Raw genomic sequence first — 16384 nt, 5'->3', positions numbered from 1 at the left:
ATGCTGTAACATCGCCCGTGGAAAACTTCAGACAAGATCTGTTGTTAATTTTGCAGGATGCCCGCCGCGAGGCGGGCATTTTGTTATGCTCACGGCATGGTGGGTGAAATGCTTGGGGGATTGAGTGACGCTCGTGTTCGGTCATACCGCATGGTTATTGTGGGAGAGACTGGGAGAAGCGCGGACAGCATCTCTGATCGCTCAGTTCAATCCTTGTATCTGTGGCAAAGTGCAATTGCTTCGGCTTGGTATGAGGCGCTTTCGGTCTTCGAGCCTGTGCTGAGAAATCGTATTGACGCATCTTTAAGGTCGTGGAACCAAGCGCAAAGCAGTACTGAAGATTGGCTTGAGAACCCGGCTCGTCCACTTAGAAAAGTAGTGGAGCGCATGGCAACGGATGCACGGAATGCAGCGGAACGTAGCGCTCGGCGCAGACCTCGGAATCATCCCCGATTTAAGGCTCCGGTGACATTGGATGACAGGGTTTCGCAGCTCTCGTTTGGGAATCTAAGTGCTCTTTTCCCGTTGCATCCGCCGGCCAATCGTGCGGATTTCGCGACAGGATTTTCAGCAAAAGAGAATCTTTGGATTCATGCACTGGTGAGTGGTTTCCCAGGGTTGACATCGAAGCTTGTTGAAAGGCACCGCTCGAGCATTTCACCTCCAGTTCCCGCCCAAGTTGAGGATGGGTATGCGGTGGCGGTTGCTTTAGAACAGTTGCGTCGGCTCCGGAACCGTGTAAGCCACCAGGAACAGATTCTTAACGTTGACCACCAGGAACGGTTGACGGACATGTATGCCTTGGCGCATGCAATGTCTCCCCAAACACTCGGTGTGATGAAGAAGATGGATCGAATACAGCGCACTCTGCTGTTGAGGCCCCAGTATTAGCCGCGCAGGACGAGGACGAGGTTTGAGACGGCGAACTCGCGCAGCACCGGCACGCGGGTGACCCACCACGCCCACGCTGGGTGGTAGCGGGGGAAGGCGGCGGCGAGGCGTCCGGTGGCTTCGGCCCATTCGAGGCCTTCGCGTGCGGAGACGGCGAAGAGTGTTTCGCCGAAGCGGTTCTTCGGTTCGTGCCCGTGCACTTTTGCGTATCGACGACGCGCGTACTCCCCGCCTACGTAGTGCTGCCACAGGCCTGTCTCGTGCCCGCCGAATGGCCCGAGCCACACCGTGTAGCTGAGCACCACAAGCCCGCCGGGTTTGGCTACGCGTAGCATTTCTTCGCCCATGGTCTGCCAGTTCGGGATGTGCTCGGCGACGTTGGAGGAGTACACGACGTCGAAGGAGTCGTCGGCAAATGGCAGGGCTGCGCCGTCGCCGCGTACGGAGCCAAACCCGGACAGGCCGGCGGCGGACAGCTCGGACACGCTGGGCTCTAGACCGACGTAGAAGCAGTCTGCGAATGCTTCGGCGAAGTAGCCGGGTCCGCCGCCGACGTCGAGGACGGAGTGGTTGGTGATGGGGGGTAGGGAAAGGTCGTTGGCGAGGGCGTCGATAAGCATGCGCGTATCGCGCGCCAGGGAGGAGTAGAACACGCGCGGGCGGAACTGCTCGTAGGAAAACGAGCGCAGTAGCCGCAGTGAGCGGCGGAGCGTGGCCATCCGGCGGGTGTGGTGCATTCGCGCAATGTTAGCACTGTAGCAACCGTGCTACGCTTCGGCGTATGGCACATCCGGAATGGGACGAATCGCTGGTGGAGCGCAGGATCTCCCAGCGCGAGCTGCGCAATGATTCGGCGAAGATCCTGCGTGAGGTGCGTGCAGGGCGCAGTTTCGTGGTGACGAATAACGGCGAGCCGGTCGGGCGCCTGATGCCTCTCGACGACCCGCAGCCACGCCTGGCCATTACCCGTCCGGCGACCCGGGTGGGTGGTTGGCTCGACCTTCCGGTACCGCAGGTGGAGGGCGAGTCGCTGGCGGATGCGCTCGACGATATGCGCGCGGACAGGTACTGACATGCGCAGGGTGTACGCCGACACGTCGGCGATGGGCTGTCTGCTCAAGTTGGAGCCGCACACGCACGCGATGCGGCTGTGGCTCGAGGCAGGCGAATACGAGGTGGTGTCGTCGGACTTGTTGGAGATTGAGCTGCGGCGCTTGGCGGTGCGCCTCGGCCGGCCGCAGGGGGAGGCTACGATGATCTTGCGGGGAATTTCGATCGCGGAACTTGGCCGGGGGACGCTGCGGGCTGCGAGTATGTTGCCGATGCCGTATTTGCGTACGTTGGATGCGATTCACTTACAGGCTGCGTTGGATGTGGAGGCGGATGCGGTGTTGACGTACGACGACAGGCTCGCCGAGGCCGCCCGTGAAGTTGGGCTCGAGGTCATTGCGCCGTGAAGGTGTTGTTGTTGTGTTGGCGCGACTCCACCCACCCGCAGGGCGGCGGTTCGGAGCGCTATCTCGAGCGCGTTGGGGAGTACTTGGCCGAGCAGGGCCACGAGGTGGTGTATCGGACGGCGAAGCATACGGATGCGCCGCGGCGGTCACGCCGAAACGGGGTGCGCTACGAGCGTGCCGGCGGGAAGTTCAGCGTGTATTTGGCGGCGCCGTTGTCTCTCTGGCGTAACCGGCCGGATGTGGTGGTGGATACGCAGAACGGTATTCCGTTTTTCGCCCGGCTGTTTACGCGTAGGCCGGTGGTGTTGCTGACGCACCATTGTCATAAGGAGCAGTGGCCGGTGGCTGGTCCGGTCATTGGCTGGTTGGGGTGGTTTTTGGAGTCGAAGGTGGCGCCGCGGGTGTATCGGGGGGCGCGGTATGTGACGGTGTCGGAGGCGTCGAGAAGCGATTTGGTGGCGCTTGGCGTGCGCGAGGGTGACATCGAGATCGTGGAGAATGGCGTGGATCCGGTGCCTGCGCATGTGCCCTCGCTTTACGACGACCACCGCACCCACCTCCTCACCCTCTCTCGGCTGGTGCCGCACAAGCGGATCGAGGAAGCGATCGACGCGGCGGCGCGCATCCCGGGTGCGGTGCTGGACGTGGTCGGCTCCGGTTGGTGGGAAGACGAGCTGCGGGCCTACGCGCAGGGGCGCGGCGACGTGGTGTTCCACGGGCACGTCTCCGAGCCGTACAAGCACGCGCTGCTGGAACGCGCGGATGTGCACCTGTTGCCGTCGCGGAAGGAAGGCTGGGGTATTGCAGTGATTGAGGCAGCGCAGCATGGGGTGCCCACGGTGGCGTACGCGTCGGCGGGCGGGGTGGCGGATTCGATTCGTGATGGCGAAACCGGCCGGCTCGTGCAGTCGGGCGAAGATTTCGCCGACGTTACCCGCGAAACACTTGAGCGCCGCGCCGGGCTGGCGGGCAATGCCAGGCGGTGGGCGCAGCGCTTTTCGTGGGAGGAGACCGGCCGCAGGTTCGCGGCGGTGCTCGTGGAGCTCGTTACACCTCGATGAGCTGTGTGGTCCAGTTGAGTTGCTGGATCTTGGTGTCCAGTTCGCGGTAGGCCTTGGAGGCGCTATCGGCCATGTCGCGAAGCGCCTTGACGTCCACGGTGGGCACGAAGCGTACTTCGGAGCGCGAGTAGCGGGCGTTTGAAATCGTTGCAGCGTCGGCGACCGCGGCGTAGAGGCGGCGGGAGCGCAGTAGGGCGTCGCGGCGCGCGATGGCGTCGGTAAGCGTCGCGCCCTCGAAGGCGGTCTTCGCGTTGGTGTGGTTGATGCGGCGCACCAGCGTTTCGATCTCCTGCAGCAGCGCGGCGACTTCCTCGAGCATGTCCGCCGGGTCCTCCGGCGGGGTGTCGCCCTCCTGCATCAGCGCGCCCTGGACCAGGCGTTCCTGCAGTTTGTTCAGGCGGTCTTGCGCCTCGGCGCGGCGTGCGAGTGCTTCTGCGAGCAGCATGTGTGCCTCCTTGAAAGTTCTGTCCCCGTTCCCAACCCTCACGAAAGTGTCCGGGTCACCCCCAACGTCGCGGTAGTAAATCGTGCTCGGTGCAACCCTGTGGTGGGGGTTGTGCCCGTGTGCGTCGTGCAGGCCGCATGCGTTGTGCGTGTGAGCGGAATCGAACCGCTTCAGCCTTGATACGGCCACAAGGCGCCGGTGTGTGCTCCCTTTTCCCCGGGCGCGTGGGGTTGACGTTCGCTGGGTGCCGGTGTGCTTTCGCTACCGACAGTGTTAGGTGTCGAACATAGCAAAATGCCCAACCGCTGCAAAGGGGTTGGGCGTTGGGTTTTGCTGTGAGTTATGCGGCGGCCTGTGGGAAGAGTTCGCCGTCGCGGAGTCGGTCGCGCATTTCTGCTTCGACGAGGACGGGGATGAAGTCTTCGACGGTTGCGGTGCGCTTGTGTGCGCGGACGACGGCGTCGAAGGCGTCGTTGATCTCGAGTGCGTCGTACTGTCCGGCGAACTCGACGAGCAGGTCCTCGCGGATGTTACGCAGGGCGCGCTCGCGGATGATGCTGAAATCGATGTTGTTGTTGGCCACGGCTATACCTCCTTGATTCTGCGGTGCGTAACCTTTTGTTCATCTGGAGTTCACTTTAACCGCGCGACACAATTCATGCAAGCTTTCAATCATGGGAGGTTCCAACTATCGGTTGCGGCGCAGCGTTGCTGGCACCGCGAGCCACAGTGCGAACAGTGCGATCCCCGCAGGTGGCAGCGGGTTCGCGGGCGCTTGCGTATCGACGACCCGCCCATCCGAACGCACCACCACCCCGATACCCATCTCGCGCAGCGCATCGGTGTCGTCGATGGCCGCTTGGGCGGCGACCCAGCGTGGTGATGGAGCGTCCACAACGACACCGTCGACGGTCAGCGCGCCGGATTCGACCACGTTCATGGCTTTGGGGGCGGGGTCGACGGTGGGGTGGTCGTCGATAAGCGTGAGCGTCGGGCGGGATTCAAAGAGGACGTCGCGGCCGTGGTGGTTGATGGCGGGGATCTCGACGGTGGTGGGGGTGAGTGCGGCGACGGCGACGGGCGCGTCGGGGACCTGCAGGAGCGCGAAGGTGGCGGCGGCGAGGGCGCGGCGGGCGCTTAATGCGCCGGCGGCGGTGACCAGGGCGGGGATGGTGAGGATGAGCCACTTTTGGCTGTCGCGAAGCAGGCCGGCCCCGGGGACATGCGCGACCACCGGCCCCAGCAGGCCCGCCCAAGATGCGAGCGCGATGCAGAAGCCGACCCCGGCGAGCACGAGTAGGCGGCGGGGCACCTCGCGCCAGGCCAGCGCGAGCAGCACGAACAGCGCGATGCCGAACAGGGCGAAGCCGGCCTCGCGGGAGGCGGGCACGGCGTGAGCGTTCCAGATTCCGCCAAGGCCCAGCAGCGCGCCGAGGGTGCCCGTGAGCCCTTCGGCGCGCGGGGCGAACACCTCGGCGGAGACGGCCGAGGAGGTGCCGCCCGCCCCGGCGAAGATGCCTGCGACGACCCACGGCGCGCAGGTCAGCGCGGTGGTCAGAGGGCTGCGGGCCACGCACGCGGCGGCGATGGCGCCGGTCGGTGTCAGTGACGCCAGCCAGTGCGCAAGCCCGGACATCGGGTGCACCCCCAACGCCACCAGGGGCAGCAGCCAGGCCGCGGCGGCAAGCGACCACTGTCCCTGCAGCAGCCGTTCTACGACGAACGGGTTCCATACCGCCACCGTCATCGCCGCCGCCTGGCCCAGCGGGGTGCGGCCGAGTTTCCACCCCGCCCACGCGGCGGCCGCGGCGGCGGACACCATGAACACACGCAGGAACAACACCGGATACGGCAGGACGCCAAGCAGGGCGTCTTGGGGGACGTTGCGGGCGGGCAGGTCACCCCACCCCAACGAGGCGCGGGTGAGTTCCATCGCGTCGAAGACCATCATGTCCCGCAGCGCGAACGCCTCGCCGGGGACAAGAAACGGCCAGGTCAGCGCCAGAACCAGCAGGGCGCCATAGACCGGCGCCCACCACCTTTTAGCGGCGGCGCGCATAGGCCACCAGGCCAGCAATGAATGCCGCGGCCGCGATGAAGCGGGTGAGCACCGCCATGACTTGCAGGCCACGCAGCCAGGCCACGTCGCGGCGCGCGGCGTCGACAGCTGCTGCCTTGGTCTCCTCCGCAAGCACCCACTGCTCGGGCGGGCAGTCCCAGATCTCGTCGAGGATGCGGCCGGTGCGGCGTTCCGCGTCGACGGTGCGCACACACCCGTCGGAAAGTGTCGCGGCGTACTTATAGGTCTGCATGCCGCGCACGTTGCCGGGGCCGACATAATCCATCGGCACGTCTTGGCCGGAGGTGGTGTCGAACAGTGGGTAGGTGCGCCGTTCCGGCTGGTAGGGCAGCAGCGGGCCGAGCCCGGCGCGGCCTTTGGCGGGGAAGGCGGTGGAGGGGTCGATGAGAAAACTGTCTACGACATCGCCGTCGATGGCCACCTCGGCCAGCACGGATTTGGGCTGTTTGGTGAGGGTGACGGTGCGGGAGCGGGCGTCGTCGAAAAGCATGATGCTCTCGCCGGGCTGCAGGGTGCGCTGCTTTGCAATCACGATGGGGGAGGCGATGTTGAGCGCGGCGCAGACGACAATGATGCCCAGGCAGATGGCTAATCGACGACGCAGGTTCACCCGCCTAACCCTACCGGGCGACTAGACTTTGCCCATCGTGAATCCAAGACCCGCTGTGTTGCCCGAGCTCGACGGCCTGCGCGCCGTGGCCGCGTACGGCATTGTGGCCACGCACGTCGCGTTTCAGACGGGGACCGGCTCGGCGGTGTTGGAGCGCTTTGACTACTTCGTGGCGGTGTTTTTCGCCCTCTCGGCGTTTTTGCTCGCGCGCGGCGGGATGCGCCCGGGCTACTACTCGCGGCGCGTTGCCCGCCTGGTGCCGGCGTACGTGGTGTGCGTGGCGGTGGTGCTGCTTGCGCTGCCGCCGCTCGCGGGGGTCAGCGCAACGCAGGTGGTGGCGAATGTGCTGTTGGTGCAGGTTTATGTGCCGCACGCGCTTATCGACGGCCTCACCCAAATGTGGTCACTGTGCATCGAAGTCGCCTTCTACATCGTGCTGCCGCTGTACCTGCGGCTGGGCGCGCGGGGCCGGTACGTGGCGCTGTCGGTCGCGGTGGCACTCGGGTTCGTGTGGCCGTGGGCGGTCTCGGGCATTGCGGACCCGGCGGTGCTGAACCTGCAGATCTGGCCGCCGTCGTATGTGCTGTGGTTCGCCGTCGGGTTGGTGCTCGCCGAGGTAGAGCGCGCCGGGGTGCGCTACGCGGGCCCCCGCTGGCCGTTTGTGCTGCTGGCGTTGCCGGTGGCGTGGGCGGCGGGCGTGATCGGCCCGCGCGGCCTGGAGCACCCGAGCCCGCTGGAGTTCAACGTGCGGATAGTCCTCGGCGCGGTGTTCGCCGCCCTGCTCGTGGCGCCCTTTGCGCTGGGGCAGAGGTTTGAGGGGACGGTGCTGTCGTCGAAAAGTATGCGCACGCTCGGCCACTGGTCCTACTCGGTGTTTTTGTGGCACATGGCGGTGCTGTACTTCGTGTTCCCCATGCTCGGCGTGCCCATGTTTTCGGGGCACTTTCTGCTGATTTTTGCCGCGACCACCCTGCTGAGCACCGCCGTTTCCTACATCTCCTACGAACTGGTGGAAGTCCCCGGCGCGCGGCTGGTCAGGCAGGCCACGGCGAAGCAGGCGGCGAGGATGAGGAAGGTGGACGAGCCCGCGTAGTTCGCCGCCGGCCAGGGCGCACGTGCAAGCACGAGGCCACACACAGTCATGGTGGCGGCGGCCAGGTGCGGCATCGGGATCACGGTGAAGCGGCGCACCACCCACGCGAGTACCACGGCGGCCGCGCCGGGCAGGGGAGCTGCGGCGATGACGGCCAGGCCTGGCAGCCAGTTCGCGCCGGGCGGGGGTGTGAAGCGTTCGAAGCGGCGCCACGGCACCCACAGGCACCGGGCGGTGACCAGCAGGCTCAGCAGGGTGCCGGCGACGAGCGAGTACCGGTAGGCGCCGTCGCCGGTGAAGAACATGTCGAACTCGGCGGCGGGCGTGCTGGCGGCGTCGGAGGGGACGCGGAAGGCCTGGGCGTTGGCGTCGATACGCATGGGCTCGAGCGGGACGCCGCCGAGGGTGGCGCGCAGACCTTCGTTGAACGCGCGGGTGGTCAGGATCATGCGCTCGCCGGTGTGGTTGGGCAGCGGGGCGCGCGAGAGCATGACGGTTTCGGCGCGGGTGACAATCTCGTGCGTACCGGCCGCGAGGAACACGCGGCCGGCGTGGCGCTCGCCGTCGATTGTCGCCGGTTGAGAGAGTTCCCACTCACTGTCCACGGCGGTGGTGAAGCGGCGCTGGATCACGTCGGTGTCGGGGAAACGGCGTTGGAAGAAGTAGCGGTCGGCGGTGCCGGGGACCTCCACGATGCGGCGGATGCCGGCGTCGAGTTCGCGGATGCCCACCGGTTCGGTCAGTTCCAGGCGGGTGGCGCCGCCGCGCGTGATGGTGCGCGGCTGGTCCTTGACCAGGGTGACGTCGCGGCAATTGTCGTGCCCGTCGCAGAGTTGCACGGTGGTGTCCGCGGTGGCGGTGAGCGAAATCTGAGGCTGCTGAGTCTGAAACTCGATCCACGCGTTGCGGTCGCCCGGCGCGGGCCACCAGGCGGTCTCGTGCAGGCCGTCGAAGGCTGCGGTCAGCGAGTTCGCGGGCACCGGACCACCGAAAGCGCCGGCGTCCGCGCGTGAGGACGACGCCCGCACCTGCCCATCCGCCACCACCCCAACACGCGTGCCGGCGGACGGGTAGTCCTTCACGCGGTTGCGCACGGTGGTGTCCTCGGATTCGTCGGCAAGGTGGCCCGATTGCCCGTGGATGGTGCCGTAGTTGCGCACCGCCAGAGCCGGGGTATCGGTGACGATGTCCGGGTTCTCGCCGGTCAGGCGCGCCGGGAAGTAACCGAGTTCGCGCCACAACAGCGCGAGGACCTCACCGCCGCCGTCGACGGCAATCGGCGCGCGGTCGGTGTCCATGATGTCCGCGTGTGGGTCCAACAGGAAGATATCCACCTCCCCGAAGCTCGCGTCCGGCTCGCCCAGGTTCGGCGTGACGGGCTGGCGCTCGAGGTCGCGGCGCACCACCACCGCGCCCACGCCGATGGAGCGAAGCGCCTGCTTATCTGCGACCGCCACCTGCCCGTCCAGCCCACGAATCGCCTCCGGGTTCACCAGTGGCACCGCATCCCTAAACGCAAAGCGCGTGCTGGTCAGGGCCTGGATCGGTTCGTCGCGTGTCCACCCCCAATGCTGGCGCGCAAAGGACGATGCCGGCACCACCAACGTGCGCGTGCCCGCGGCGTGCTCCTCCAACCACGAACCGGCCGCCACCCAGTCCTCGGAAACCTCCGACCAGGTGCCCTCCGGCAGCAGGCGCAGCGACCACGCGGGCGCGAGAGCCACCGCAGCCGCCAACGCCACCCCAACCACCTGCGGGCGACGCACCTGCGATGCCACAAACCCCACCCCGAGCACCAACGGAAGCCGGACCAGCGGGTCGAACTTGTGGAGGTTGCGCAGTGGGGTGAGGGTGTCGTCGTAAAGCGATGCAAACATTGGCGACGACCCCAACACCACAAACCCCACCACAAACACCGCAAGCAGCGGGAAGCGCCACGGCATGTCGCGCCGCGCCAGGCCCGCCAGGCCGAACGCGGCGATCAGGCAGGTGGCGATGATGAACACCGGCTCCGCAACCAACAGGTGACCGGCGGCGCGCTCGGTGTCCACAAACGGAGTCCAACTGGTGGTGCCGCGCAGGATCTCCACCGGGTTGAGCCACGCGGTGGTCACACGCGCGGACTCGATGAAGTCTGTAAACGGCGGCGAATACATGCCCAGCACCAGAAGCGGGCCGATCCACCATGCCGACACCAACATCGCACCCAGCGTGAAGCGTGCGGCCTCGCGGAAGCGGCGCAGCGCCACCAGCAGCACAAACGCTGACAGGCACGCCGCAATGGTCGCCGTTGCGTTGACCGCACCCATGCACGCCACCGCCACCACCGCCGGCGCCACCTGCGGGCGACGCTGCACCAGCGGCACCAACGTCCACGGCACAAGCGCCACCGGCCAGGCTTCCGAAGAGATCGCCGTCAGCGTCGTCAAAATCCGTGGGCTCAACGCGTACAGCAACGCCGCACACACCGGCGGCCACGTGCCCCGGATACCGATGCGCCGCGCCAGCACTAACGTGCCCGAATACGCCACACCCAGCAACAACGCCCACCACGCACGCTGCGTCAACCAATCCGGCAACCACCCAAACAGCCAGAAAAACGCACCCTGCGGAAACAGATACCCATACGCCTGGTTCTGCACCTGCCCCAGCGGAAACTCATCCGTATACGCATGCGTGGCCCGCGCCAAAAACCGCGCCGGGTTGGCAACCAGATCAAACTTGGTGTCAGCCGCAACCTGCCCCGGCGGCTGTGCCAGCGTAAGCAGGGTCAGAACTAGCCACCCAAGAGCATGGGCGCTTCTCGACGACCCCACCCAGCCCTACTTCCGCGAGCCGTACTCCGGCCCGCCAAGCACCGCATCATCAGCGGAAACGGCCGTATTATCCGGCACCGTCGACTGGCCCGACGCTGCCGCAATACCGAGCACACCAACCACACCGAGCACAATGCCAACGACGGCGCTCGCCACGACAGGGGACGCGGCGTGGCGCTTCAGCGGCTCGGGGAGGTCAACGGTATGGGACATGTCGGAAAAGGCTACCAGCAGCGAGTAGAGTAGGGGCGTTTTTACACGCCACAAAGGGGCCACAAAGGGGTCAGTCACATGCGGAATCGAGCCTTCGCCGCACGCGCCGCGCACACCATTGCGCTCGCGGCGTGCGTTGGGCTTGCCGCGTGTAGTGCCCCCGAGCCCGAACCCGCGCCTGAACCCACGCCGGCGCCGGAGACGGTGACGGCGTCGTCCGCGGTGCCGGAGGGTGGGGTCGTCGATACGCAAGAAGCTCCTGCGCTGTTCAGCCCCGCGCAACAACGCGTGCCCGAGGACCTGCGGGCGCGGGTGGCGTCGCTGATGGTGGTTGGCGTGGCGAACTATGAGCAGGCGCGGGTGGCGCTCGACCAGGGTGTCGGCGGGCTGATCATTCCGAGTTGGGCGGACCCGCGGCTGCTCACTGAACCGGGCCGCAACATCAATGCGCTGCGGGAACAGTACGAGCGGCCGTTTGTTGTCGCCATCGATTTTGAGGGCGGCCGGGTGCAGCGCCACACGAACGTGCTCGGCGAGTTCATGCCGCCGCGTGCGCTGGCCGGCACCCCGCCGGAGGTCATCCGGGGCACCGGGTGGGACATCGGCCGCTCCCTGCGCGCGCACGGCATCAACGTGGATTACGCGCCGCTGCTCGACCTTGACGTGGCCGACCTGGACGTTGTGGGCGACCGCGCCTTCCACGGCGACCCGGCCGAAGTCGTGCGGGTGGCCACGCTGTTCTCCCAGGGGCTCACCGACGCCCAGGTCACGCCCACGTTCAAACACTTCCCCGGCCACGGGCGCGCCTCCGGCGACACGCACCACCAACTCGCCGTCACCCCGCCGCTGAACCAGGTCCGCGACCTAGACATGCGCCCCTACGGCCCGCTGCTGAAGCAGTTCCCGCGCTCTAGCGTCATGATGGGCCACATGATCGTGCCGGGCCTTGGCCCCGACGGCGTGCCCAGCTCCATGAACCCCGAGGCCTACCGCGTGCTGCGCGAGGGCGACTACCCCGGCGGAGTGCCCTTCAACGGGGTCGTGGTCACCGATGACTTATCCGGCATGCGCGGCATCCTCGATTACGCGCCCACCCGCGACGCCGTCGCCCGCGCCATCGCCTCCGGCGCCGACCAGGCGCTGTGGTCCACGGGTAAGGATCTGCCCGCCATCATCGACCACGTCGTGTGGTGCGTGAACAACGGCTACATCGCCGAAGACCGCATCGATGAGGCAGCCACCCGCGTGCAGCAATTGCTTATCGACGACAACCTCTAACCCGCTTTTTCAAACATCTGCATTACCCTTGTTTGGGTGACTACGGTGAAGGCAACCTCGCACAAGGCGAGTGGCAAGGGACGCGGCGGCAAGATCGCGCTCGGTGTGCTGCTCGGCATCCTCGCCATCGCGCTTGCTGTGTACCTGGCGGATCTGGCGATGCACCGCGGCAACGTCCCGCGCGGCACCACCGTCGGCGGCGTGAACATCGGTGCGATGAAACCCGACGAGGCGCGCGCCAAGCTCGAGGGCGAACTCGGCAGCGCTGCTGACAAGACCGTCGAGGTCCGCGCCGGCGACAAGACCTCCACTTTCGTGCCTGCGAAGTCCGGCCTGGACATCGACTACCAGGCCACCGTGGACGCCGCCGGCATCGAAACCGCCAACCCGATCTCGCGCCTGCGCGGCCTGTTCACCACCCACGAGGTCGACGCGGTTCCGCTTATCGACGACACCGCCCTGAACCGCACCCTCGACCGCATCAGCGACGAACTGCACTTCGACCCCACCGACGGCACCATCCGCGTCGAAGCCGGCAAGGCCGAGACCACCAAGCCGATCAACGGCCAGAAGGTGGAGCGCGACCTGCTGCGCGAGGAGACCACCACCGGCTGGCTCAACCCGGACGGCATCGATGTGGAGCCGACCTCCGTGCCGCCGGCGATCGACGACGCTGTGATGAGCGCCGCCATGGACGGCCCCGTGCGTGCCGCTTTGGACGGCCCGCTGACCGTGACCGGTCGCGATGATCACAAGGCCGCCATCCCACAGGAGCGGCTTGGCGAGGTGGTCAGCTTCCCCAACGTCGATGGCAAGATCGCCCCGAATGTGAACGTCGAGGCAGCGCAGGCCATCCTGGCCGAGCAGCTCGCCGAGACCGAAGTGGAGATGCAAAACGCCCGCGTGCTCACCGGCGGCGGCGTCGAACCCTCCGTCGACGGCACCGCTGTGGACTGGGGAAAAACCCTCGCCGGCTTCAACGACCGCGTCCTCGGTTCCAAGGGGCGTTCCTGGGACGCCGACTACAAGCCGGTACCCGCGGACTTCACCACCGAAGAAGCGAACAACGCCACCTTCAACGAAGTGGTCGGCTCGTTTACCACCGGCGGCTACTCGGGTGCTTCGGGCACCAACATCGCCCTGGTAGCCAACACCGTCAACGGCGCGATTGTGAACCCGGGGGAGACGTTCTCCCTCAACGGCTACACCGGCCCCCGCGGCACCGCCCAGGGCTACGTCGAATCCGGCATCATCCTCAACGGGCGTGCCGACACCGCCGTCGGCGGCGGCATCTCCCAGTTCGCCACCACCCTGTACAACGCGGCCTACTTCGCCGGCATGACCGACGTCGCCCACACCCCGCACTCCTACTACATCTCCCGTTACCCGGCCGGCCGCGAAGCCACCGTGTACGAAGGCGCCATCGACCTGCAGTTCCGCAACGACAGCCCCTACCCGGTGCGCATCGCCACCAACGTCGGCGGCGGCCAACTCACCGTCAGCCTCATGGGCGTGAATACGGTCAACGTGCAGTCCATCAACGGCGGCCGCTGGGCCCAGACCAGCCCGCAGCCGGTCAACGTGTCCGGCCCGAACTGCTCGCCGTCCGGCGGCGCACCCGGGTTCACCACCTCGGATACCCGCATTATCTACGACCTCGCCGGCAACGAACTCTCCCGTGAAACCCAGACCACCGTCTACGACCCGCAGCCCATCGTCCGCTGCGGGTAGGGGAGCGGGTGCCGCACCACTTGACACTAGACCGCTTGGTCTATATTGTGTCGTTTTGGATCAAGAAATCTGACGGATAAGGCCCCTCGGCTCGTCGATTAGCAACCGCGCTCATCGCGCACGGTGCTCCCGAGGGAAGATCCGCCGGCACGCGCAACCGCCGCGCCGGAAGAGCGATATTTCAAGGAGCACCATGTCTTTTGGCATGCCCACCGACTGGACCCCAGCCACCCTCAGCAGCATGGACGGGCTGACCTTTGCGTTTACGCTTGATGAGACGGGTGAGGTGGTCGTCGCAAAGTTTGATAGCGCTGCGCAGGGCCACGAATTCGTCGCCAACACCGGCGCGACATTCGACTACTCGCCAAGCGCCGCCGCCGTACGCGTTGGCGACGACGCCGTCCCCTTCCCCAAACGCCCCGCCACCCGCCGCACCTGCACCTACCGCGAATGCGACCAACGCACCCGCGGCCACAACCAGCACTACATCCCCGTGCTGCGCGCCATGAACCAAAAATTCTGCTGGTTCCCCATCGACATCCTCGCCCACGACGGCACCACGCTCACATTCCGCGTGAGCACACCACTTGGCGACGACACCATCACCGCCCACAACCACAACCCCGAAGACCTCGCACTCGCGCAGGAATACAACCCAGACTGGAAGATCCTGCGCTACACGGTTGATGGTGGTGGCTACCGCGCCATCCTGCTGTCCGATCAGCCCGTCACGGCGTGCACGACGAAAGCGTGAGGGGTTTAAGACTCCTCGTCCGGGATGTCTGTTACGCGGGGTGTTAAACGGGCTCGGTCTGCAAGAATCCGGCGGTCAATCTGCTTCATGGTCTCGACCAGTTTTGCGTCAGCTTCGGCTAGATTGTCGGATTCCCGACCAGCATTAAATAGCTCGTAGCGTTCTTTGGCTAGTCTGTTGGCCTCTTCGCGCGAGATTCTTCCGCGATCCTTCAACGGCTCGAAGCCATTGAATTCAATAAACGAATCGGTATTCTCCAACCAATCCTTCATGTAGATAGGGCTTCTCATACGAGTCTGGAGGTCTGCATATTCCAAAAACTGGGAAACTAGCAGGTTGAGTGTGGTGAGCTCGGAATTTGTTAGATAGTTTTTTGCGGTGGTTACATCACCTTTCCGTACCACTTTCCCCTTGAAAGTGGATAACCCCAGGTTGTCGGCTCCGGGGTCGCAACGTGTCGCAATGATTTCTGAAGCAGTTTGACCGGTAACTGCGTAATGGAGTTTGTCCTGAATCCAGCTGAAAATCCCGCGTGTTTTGGGACTATCTTTGTTGTAGTCCGTAGCAAGCGCGACAATGTCTCGTAGTCTGAGGTAGAGGCGAGCTTCGGAGGATCGAATATCCCGGATTCGCGCGAGTAGCTCGTCGAAATAATCGGTTCCGCGGGGGTCTTTGAGCTTTTCGTCGTTGAGGACGAAACCTTTTCTCAAATACTCCTGGAGTATTTCACTGGCCCAGCGTCGGAACTGATTTCCTCTTGGTCCTTTAACTCGGTAGCCGACAGCAACAATCGCATCCAGATTGTAATGTTTGAGTGTTCGCGAAACATCGCGATCTCCTTCAGATCGAACTATTTGAATTTCTTTAATAGTTCGATCCCTGCTCAGCTCGTTTTCGGCGTAGATATTCTTGAGGTGAATGCTCACGCTTGCCGGAGATATATCAAAGAGATCTGCGACTTCACTTTGAGTCATCCATACTGATTTGTCGACAACTCGCAGATGGACTTCCGTTAATCCGTCCTCGGTCTGGTAGATGACAAACTCGCCGTGATCCGTCGAGTCTAATTTGACCGTCCGCTGATCCATTTCGCCCCCAAAAATAACCAGTGCCTTGGAGCCGGCGACGGGAATCGAACCCGCACTCTCAGCTTGGGAAGCTGATGTTCTACCACTAAACTACGCCGGCAGCTTTCACGACTTTAGCACCGCTTAGTCGAGGCCCAAAAACGGGAAGTACACTCTGTGTCGTGCTGCTTTCAGATCACGACATTCGCGAATCCATTGACTCCGGCCACCTTGGCATTGACCCGTTCGATCCGTCGATGGTCCAACCGAGTTCGGTTGACGTGCGCCTGGATAGGTTCTTCCGAGTCTTTAATAACTCGAAGTACACGCATATCGATCCGAAGCTGGAAATGCCGGACCTGACAACGCTCGTCGAGGTTTCCGACGACGACGCGTTCGTCCTCCACCCCGGCGAGTTCGTCCTCGCCTCCACGCTGGAATGCTTCACGCTGCCCGCGGACCTGGCCGGTCGCCTCGAGGGCAAGTCCTCGCTGGGCCGCCTGGGTCTGCTGACCCACTCCACCGCGGGCTTCATCGACCCGGGCTTCTCCGGACACATCACGCTGGAACTGTCTAACGTGGCCAACCTGCCGATCACGCTGTGGCCTGGCATGAAGGTCGGCCAGCTCGCGCTGTTCAAGATGACCTCCCCGGCTGACACTCCGTACGGCTCGGGTGCGCTCGGCTCGAAGTACCAGGGCCAGCGCGGCCCGACACCGTCGAAGGCGTATCTGAACTTTCAGTAGGGCTGGTGGTGCATCGTCTAGCTAGACGGTCCGAACTGCTAGACGATCCGCCCGCCTTGTCTGCGTTTCCCCAGGTCATGTTGAAGATGGTTTGCAATACGGTGCGAATCGTCTAGCAGCCTGCCGAGGGAACTAGACGATC

General features: G+C 64.9%; 17 protein-coding genes, 1 tRNA gene and 1 riboswitch. Of the genes, 9 read left to right on the top strand and 9 right to left on the bottom strand.

Translation table 11 applies throughout. The features are described from left to right. Window positions 1–96: 96 nt before the first annotated feature. Complete coding sequence (locus tag CCOY_RS11070) at window positions 97–891, top strand: Abi family protein (RefSeq protein WP_167594473.1); 795 nt, start codon at window positions 97–99, stop codon at window positions 889–891. Here the strand turns inward: CCOY_RS11070 and CCOY_RS11065 are convergent. Beyond that, a complete protein-coding gene (locus tag CCOY_RS11065; protein WP_092100830.1) occupies window positions 888–1628 on the bottom strand; it encodes a class I SAM-dependent methyltransferase in 741 nt (246 codons plus the stop codon). The genes CCOY_RS11070 and CCOY_RS11065 overlap by 4 nt on opposite strands. 44 nt (window positions 1629–1672) lie before the next feature. On the opposite strand from CCOY_RS11065, the gene CCOY_RS11060 reads away from it, so the two are divergent. The 3 genes from CCOY_RS11060 to CCOY_RS11050 are packed head-to-tail and all read left to right on the top strand — an operon-like array spanning window position 1673 to window position 3409. Continuing rightward, a complete protein-coding gene (locus CCOY_RS11060) occupies window positions 1673–1963 on the top strand; it encodes a type II toxin-antitoxin system Phd/YefM family antitoxin (protein WP_070453229.1) in 291 nt (96 codons plus the stop codon). A gap of 1 nt (window position 1964) precedes the next feature. Beyond that, window positions 1965–2348: a type II toxin-antitoxin system VapC family toxin gene (locus CCOY_RS11055; RefSeq protein ID WP_070423308.1), complete on the top strand. Its 384-nt coding sequence runs from the start codon at window positions 1965–1967 to the stop codon at window positions 2346–2348. Further along, on the top strand, window positions 2345–3409 hold the full coding sequence (locus tag CCOY_RS11050; protein WP_092100828.1) for a glycosyltransferase family 4 protein: 1065 nt from the start codon (window positions 2345–2347) through the stop codon (window positions 3407–3409). Before CCOY_RS11055 ends, CCOY_RS11050 begins: the two co-directional genes overlap by 4 nt. On the opposite strand, the gene CCOY_RS11045 is transcribed toward CCOY_RS11050, so the two are convergent. The 4 genes from CCOY_RS11045 to CCOY_RS11030 all read right to left on the bottom strand — a co-directional run bounded on the left by CCOY_RS11045 (window position 3396) and on the right by CCOY_RS11030 (window position 6544). After that, complete coding sequence (locus CCOY_RS11045) at window positions 3396–3854, bottom strand: DIP1984 family protein (RefSeq protein WP_092100826.1); 459 nt, start codon at window positions 3852–3854, stop codon at window positions 3396–3398. The two genes, CCOY_RS11050 and CCOY_RS11045, sit on opposite strands and share 14 nt — an antisense overlap. A 340-nt stretch (window positions 3855–4194) precedes the next feature. Further along, window positions 4195–4437: a three-helix bundle dimerization domain-containing protein gene (locus CCOY_RS11040; protein ID WP_244268645.1), complete on the bottom strand. Its 243-nt coding sequence runs from the start codon at window positions 4435–4437 to the stop codon at window positions 4195–4197. Between the two features lie 105 nt (window positions 4438–4542). After that, on the bottom strand, window positions 4543–5913 hold the full coding sequence (locus tag CCOY_RS11035) for an MmpA family trehalose lipid delivery protein (protein ID WP_092100824.1): 1371 nt from the start codon (window positions 5911–5913) through the stop codon (window positions 4543–4545). Continuing rightward, entirely contained in the window at window positions 5897–6544 is a 648-nt protein-coding gene (locus CCOY_RS11030) for a porin PorA family protein (RefSeq protein ID WP_092100822.1), read from the bottom strand. Before CCOY_RS11030 ends, CCOY_RS11035 begins: the two co-directional genes overlap by 17 nt. Before the next feature lie 55 nt (window positions 6545–6599). On the opposite strand from CCOY_RS11030, the gene CCOY_RS11025 reads away from it, so the two are divergent. Next, window positions 6600–7637 (top strand): acyltransferase family protein, encoded by a 1038-nt coding sequence (locus tag CCOY_RS11025; protein WP_290180962.1) that lies wholly within the window; start codon window positions 6600–6602, stop codon window positions 7635–7637. On the opposite strand, the gene CCOY_RS11020 is transcribed toward CCOY_RS11025, so the two are convergent. Further along, window positions 7544–10453, bottom strand: coding sequence for an alpha-(1->3)-arabinofuranosyltransferase domain-containing protein (locus CCOY_RS11020; protein WP_092100820.1), 2910 nt, complete (start codon window positions 10451–10453; stop codon window positions 7544–7546). The two genes, CCOY_RS11025 and CCOY_RS11020, sit on opposite strands and share 94 nt — an antisense overlap. Window positions 10454–10459: 6 nt before the next feature. Continuing rightward, on the bottom strand, window positions 10460–10666 hold the full coding sequence (locus CCOY_RS11015) for a DUF2613 domain-containing protein (protein WP_070423351.1): 207 nt from the start codon (window positions 10664–10666) through the stop codon (window positions 10460–10462). A 78-nt stretch (window positions 10667–10744) separates the two neighbouring features. Between CCOY_RS11015 and CCOY_RS11010 the strand changes: the two genes are divergently transcribed. The 3 genes from CCOY_RS11010 (at window position 10745) to CCOY_RS11000 (ending at window position 14429) form a co-directional block, all read left to right on the top strand. After that, complete coding sequence (locus CCOY_RS11010; protein WP_092100816.1) at window positions 10745–11944, top strand: glycoside hydrolase family 3 N-terminal domain-containing protein; 1200 nt, start codon at window positions 10745–10747, stop codon at window positions 11942–11944. Window positions 11945–12103: 159 nt separating this feature from the next. Next, complete coding sequence (locus tag CCOY_RS11005) at window positions 12104–13675, top strand: VanW family protein (protein WP_092102847.1); 1572 nt, start codon at window positions 12104–12106, stop codon at window positions 13673–13675. Between the two features lie 58 nt (window positions 13676–13733). Next, window positions 13734–13855: riboswitch (SAM riboswitch) on the top strand. Between the two features lie 13 nt (window positions 13856–13868). After that, window positions 13869–14429 carry a hypothetical protein gene (locus tag CCOY_RS11000; RefSeq protein ID WP_092100814.1) on the top strand — a complete coding sequence of 187 codons (561 nt, stop codon included), beginning with the start codon at window positions 13869–13871 and terminating at the stop codon, window positions 14427–14429. Window positions 14430–14434: 5 nt separating this feature from the next. Here CCOY_RS11000 and rhuM read toward each other — a convergent pair whose 3' ends face one another. Both rhuM and CCOY_RS10990 read right to left on the bottom strand, forming a co-directional pair. Further along, on the bottom strand, window positions 14435–15517 hold the full coding sequence (gene rhuM, locus CCOY_RS10995) for a RhuM family protein (RefSeq protein WP_092100812.1): 1083 nt from the start codon (window positions 15515–15517) through the stop codon (window positions 14435–14437). A 26-nt stretch (window positions 15518–15543) separates the two neighbouring features. Beyond that, window positions 15544–15617, bottom strand: a tRNA-Gly gene (locus CCOY_RS10990). 61 nt (window positions 15618–15678) lie between these two features. Here CCOY_RS10990 and dcd point away from each other — a divergent pair. After that, window positions 15679–16242, top strand: a complete 564-nt coding sequence (gene dcd, locus CCOY_RS10985) for a dCTP deaminase (protein WP_092100811.1) — start codon at window positions 15679–15681, stop codon at window positions 16240–16242. The last annotated feature ends 142 nt before the right edge of the window (window positions 16243–16384 follow it).

The organism is Corynebacterium coyleae (assembly GCF_030408635.1).
GTDB classification, from domain to species: domain Bacteria; phylum Actinomycetota; class Actinomycetes; order Mycobacteriales; family Mycobacteriaceae; genus Corynebacterium; species Corynebacterium coyleae.
Note: the sequence above shows the minus strand (reverse complement) of the source record. Positions and strands in the feature narration are given on the sequence as shown.

Bases quoted from the DNA above. Each gene is read 5' to 3' on its own strand.
- CCOY_RS11070 (WP_167594473.1), top strand. From the start codon at position 97: ATGGTGGGTGAAATGCTTGGGGGATTGAGTGACGCTCGTGTTCGGTCA.
- CCOY_RS11065 (WP_092100830.1), bottom strand. From the start codon at position 1,628: ATGCACCACACCCGCCGGATGGCCACGCTCCGCCGCTCACTGCGGCTA.
- CCOY_RS11060 (WP_070453229.1), top strand. From the start codon at position 1,673: ATGGCACATCCGGAATGGGACGAATCGCTGGTGGAGCGCAGGATCTCC.
- CCOY_RS11055 (WP_070423308.1), top strand. From the start codon at position 1,965: ATGCGCAGGGTGTACGCCGACACGTCGGCGATGGGCTGTCTGCTCAAG.
- CCOY_RS11045 (WP_092100826.1), bottom strand. From the start codon at position 3,854: ATGCTGCTCGCAGAAGCACTCGCACGCCGCGCCGAGGCGCAAGACCGC.
- CCOY_RS11035 (WP_092100824.1), bottom strand. From the start codon at position 5,913: ATGCGCGCCGCCGCTAAAAGGTGGTGGGCGCCGGTCTATGGCGCCCTG.
- CCOY_RS11015 (WP_070423351.1), bottom strand. From the start codon at position 10,666: ATGTCCCATACCGTTGACCTCCCCGAGCCGCTGAAGCGCCACGCCGCG.
- CCOY_RS11010 (WP_092100816.1), top strand. From the start codon at position 10,745: ATGCGGAATCGAGCCTTCGCCGCACGCGCCGCGCACACCATTGCGCTC.
- CCOY_RS11005 (WP_092102847.1), top strand. From the start codon at position 12,104: ATGCACCGCGGCAACGTCCCGCGCGGCACCACCGTCGGCGGCGTGAAC.
- CCOY_RS11000 (WP_092100814.1), top strand. From the start codon at position 13,869: ATGTCTTTTGGCATGCCCACCGACTGGACCCCAGCCACCCTCAGCAGC.
- rhuM (WP_092100812.1), bottom strand. From the start codon at position 15,517: ATGGATCAGCGGACGGTCAAATTAGACTCGACGGATCACGGCGAGTTT.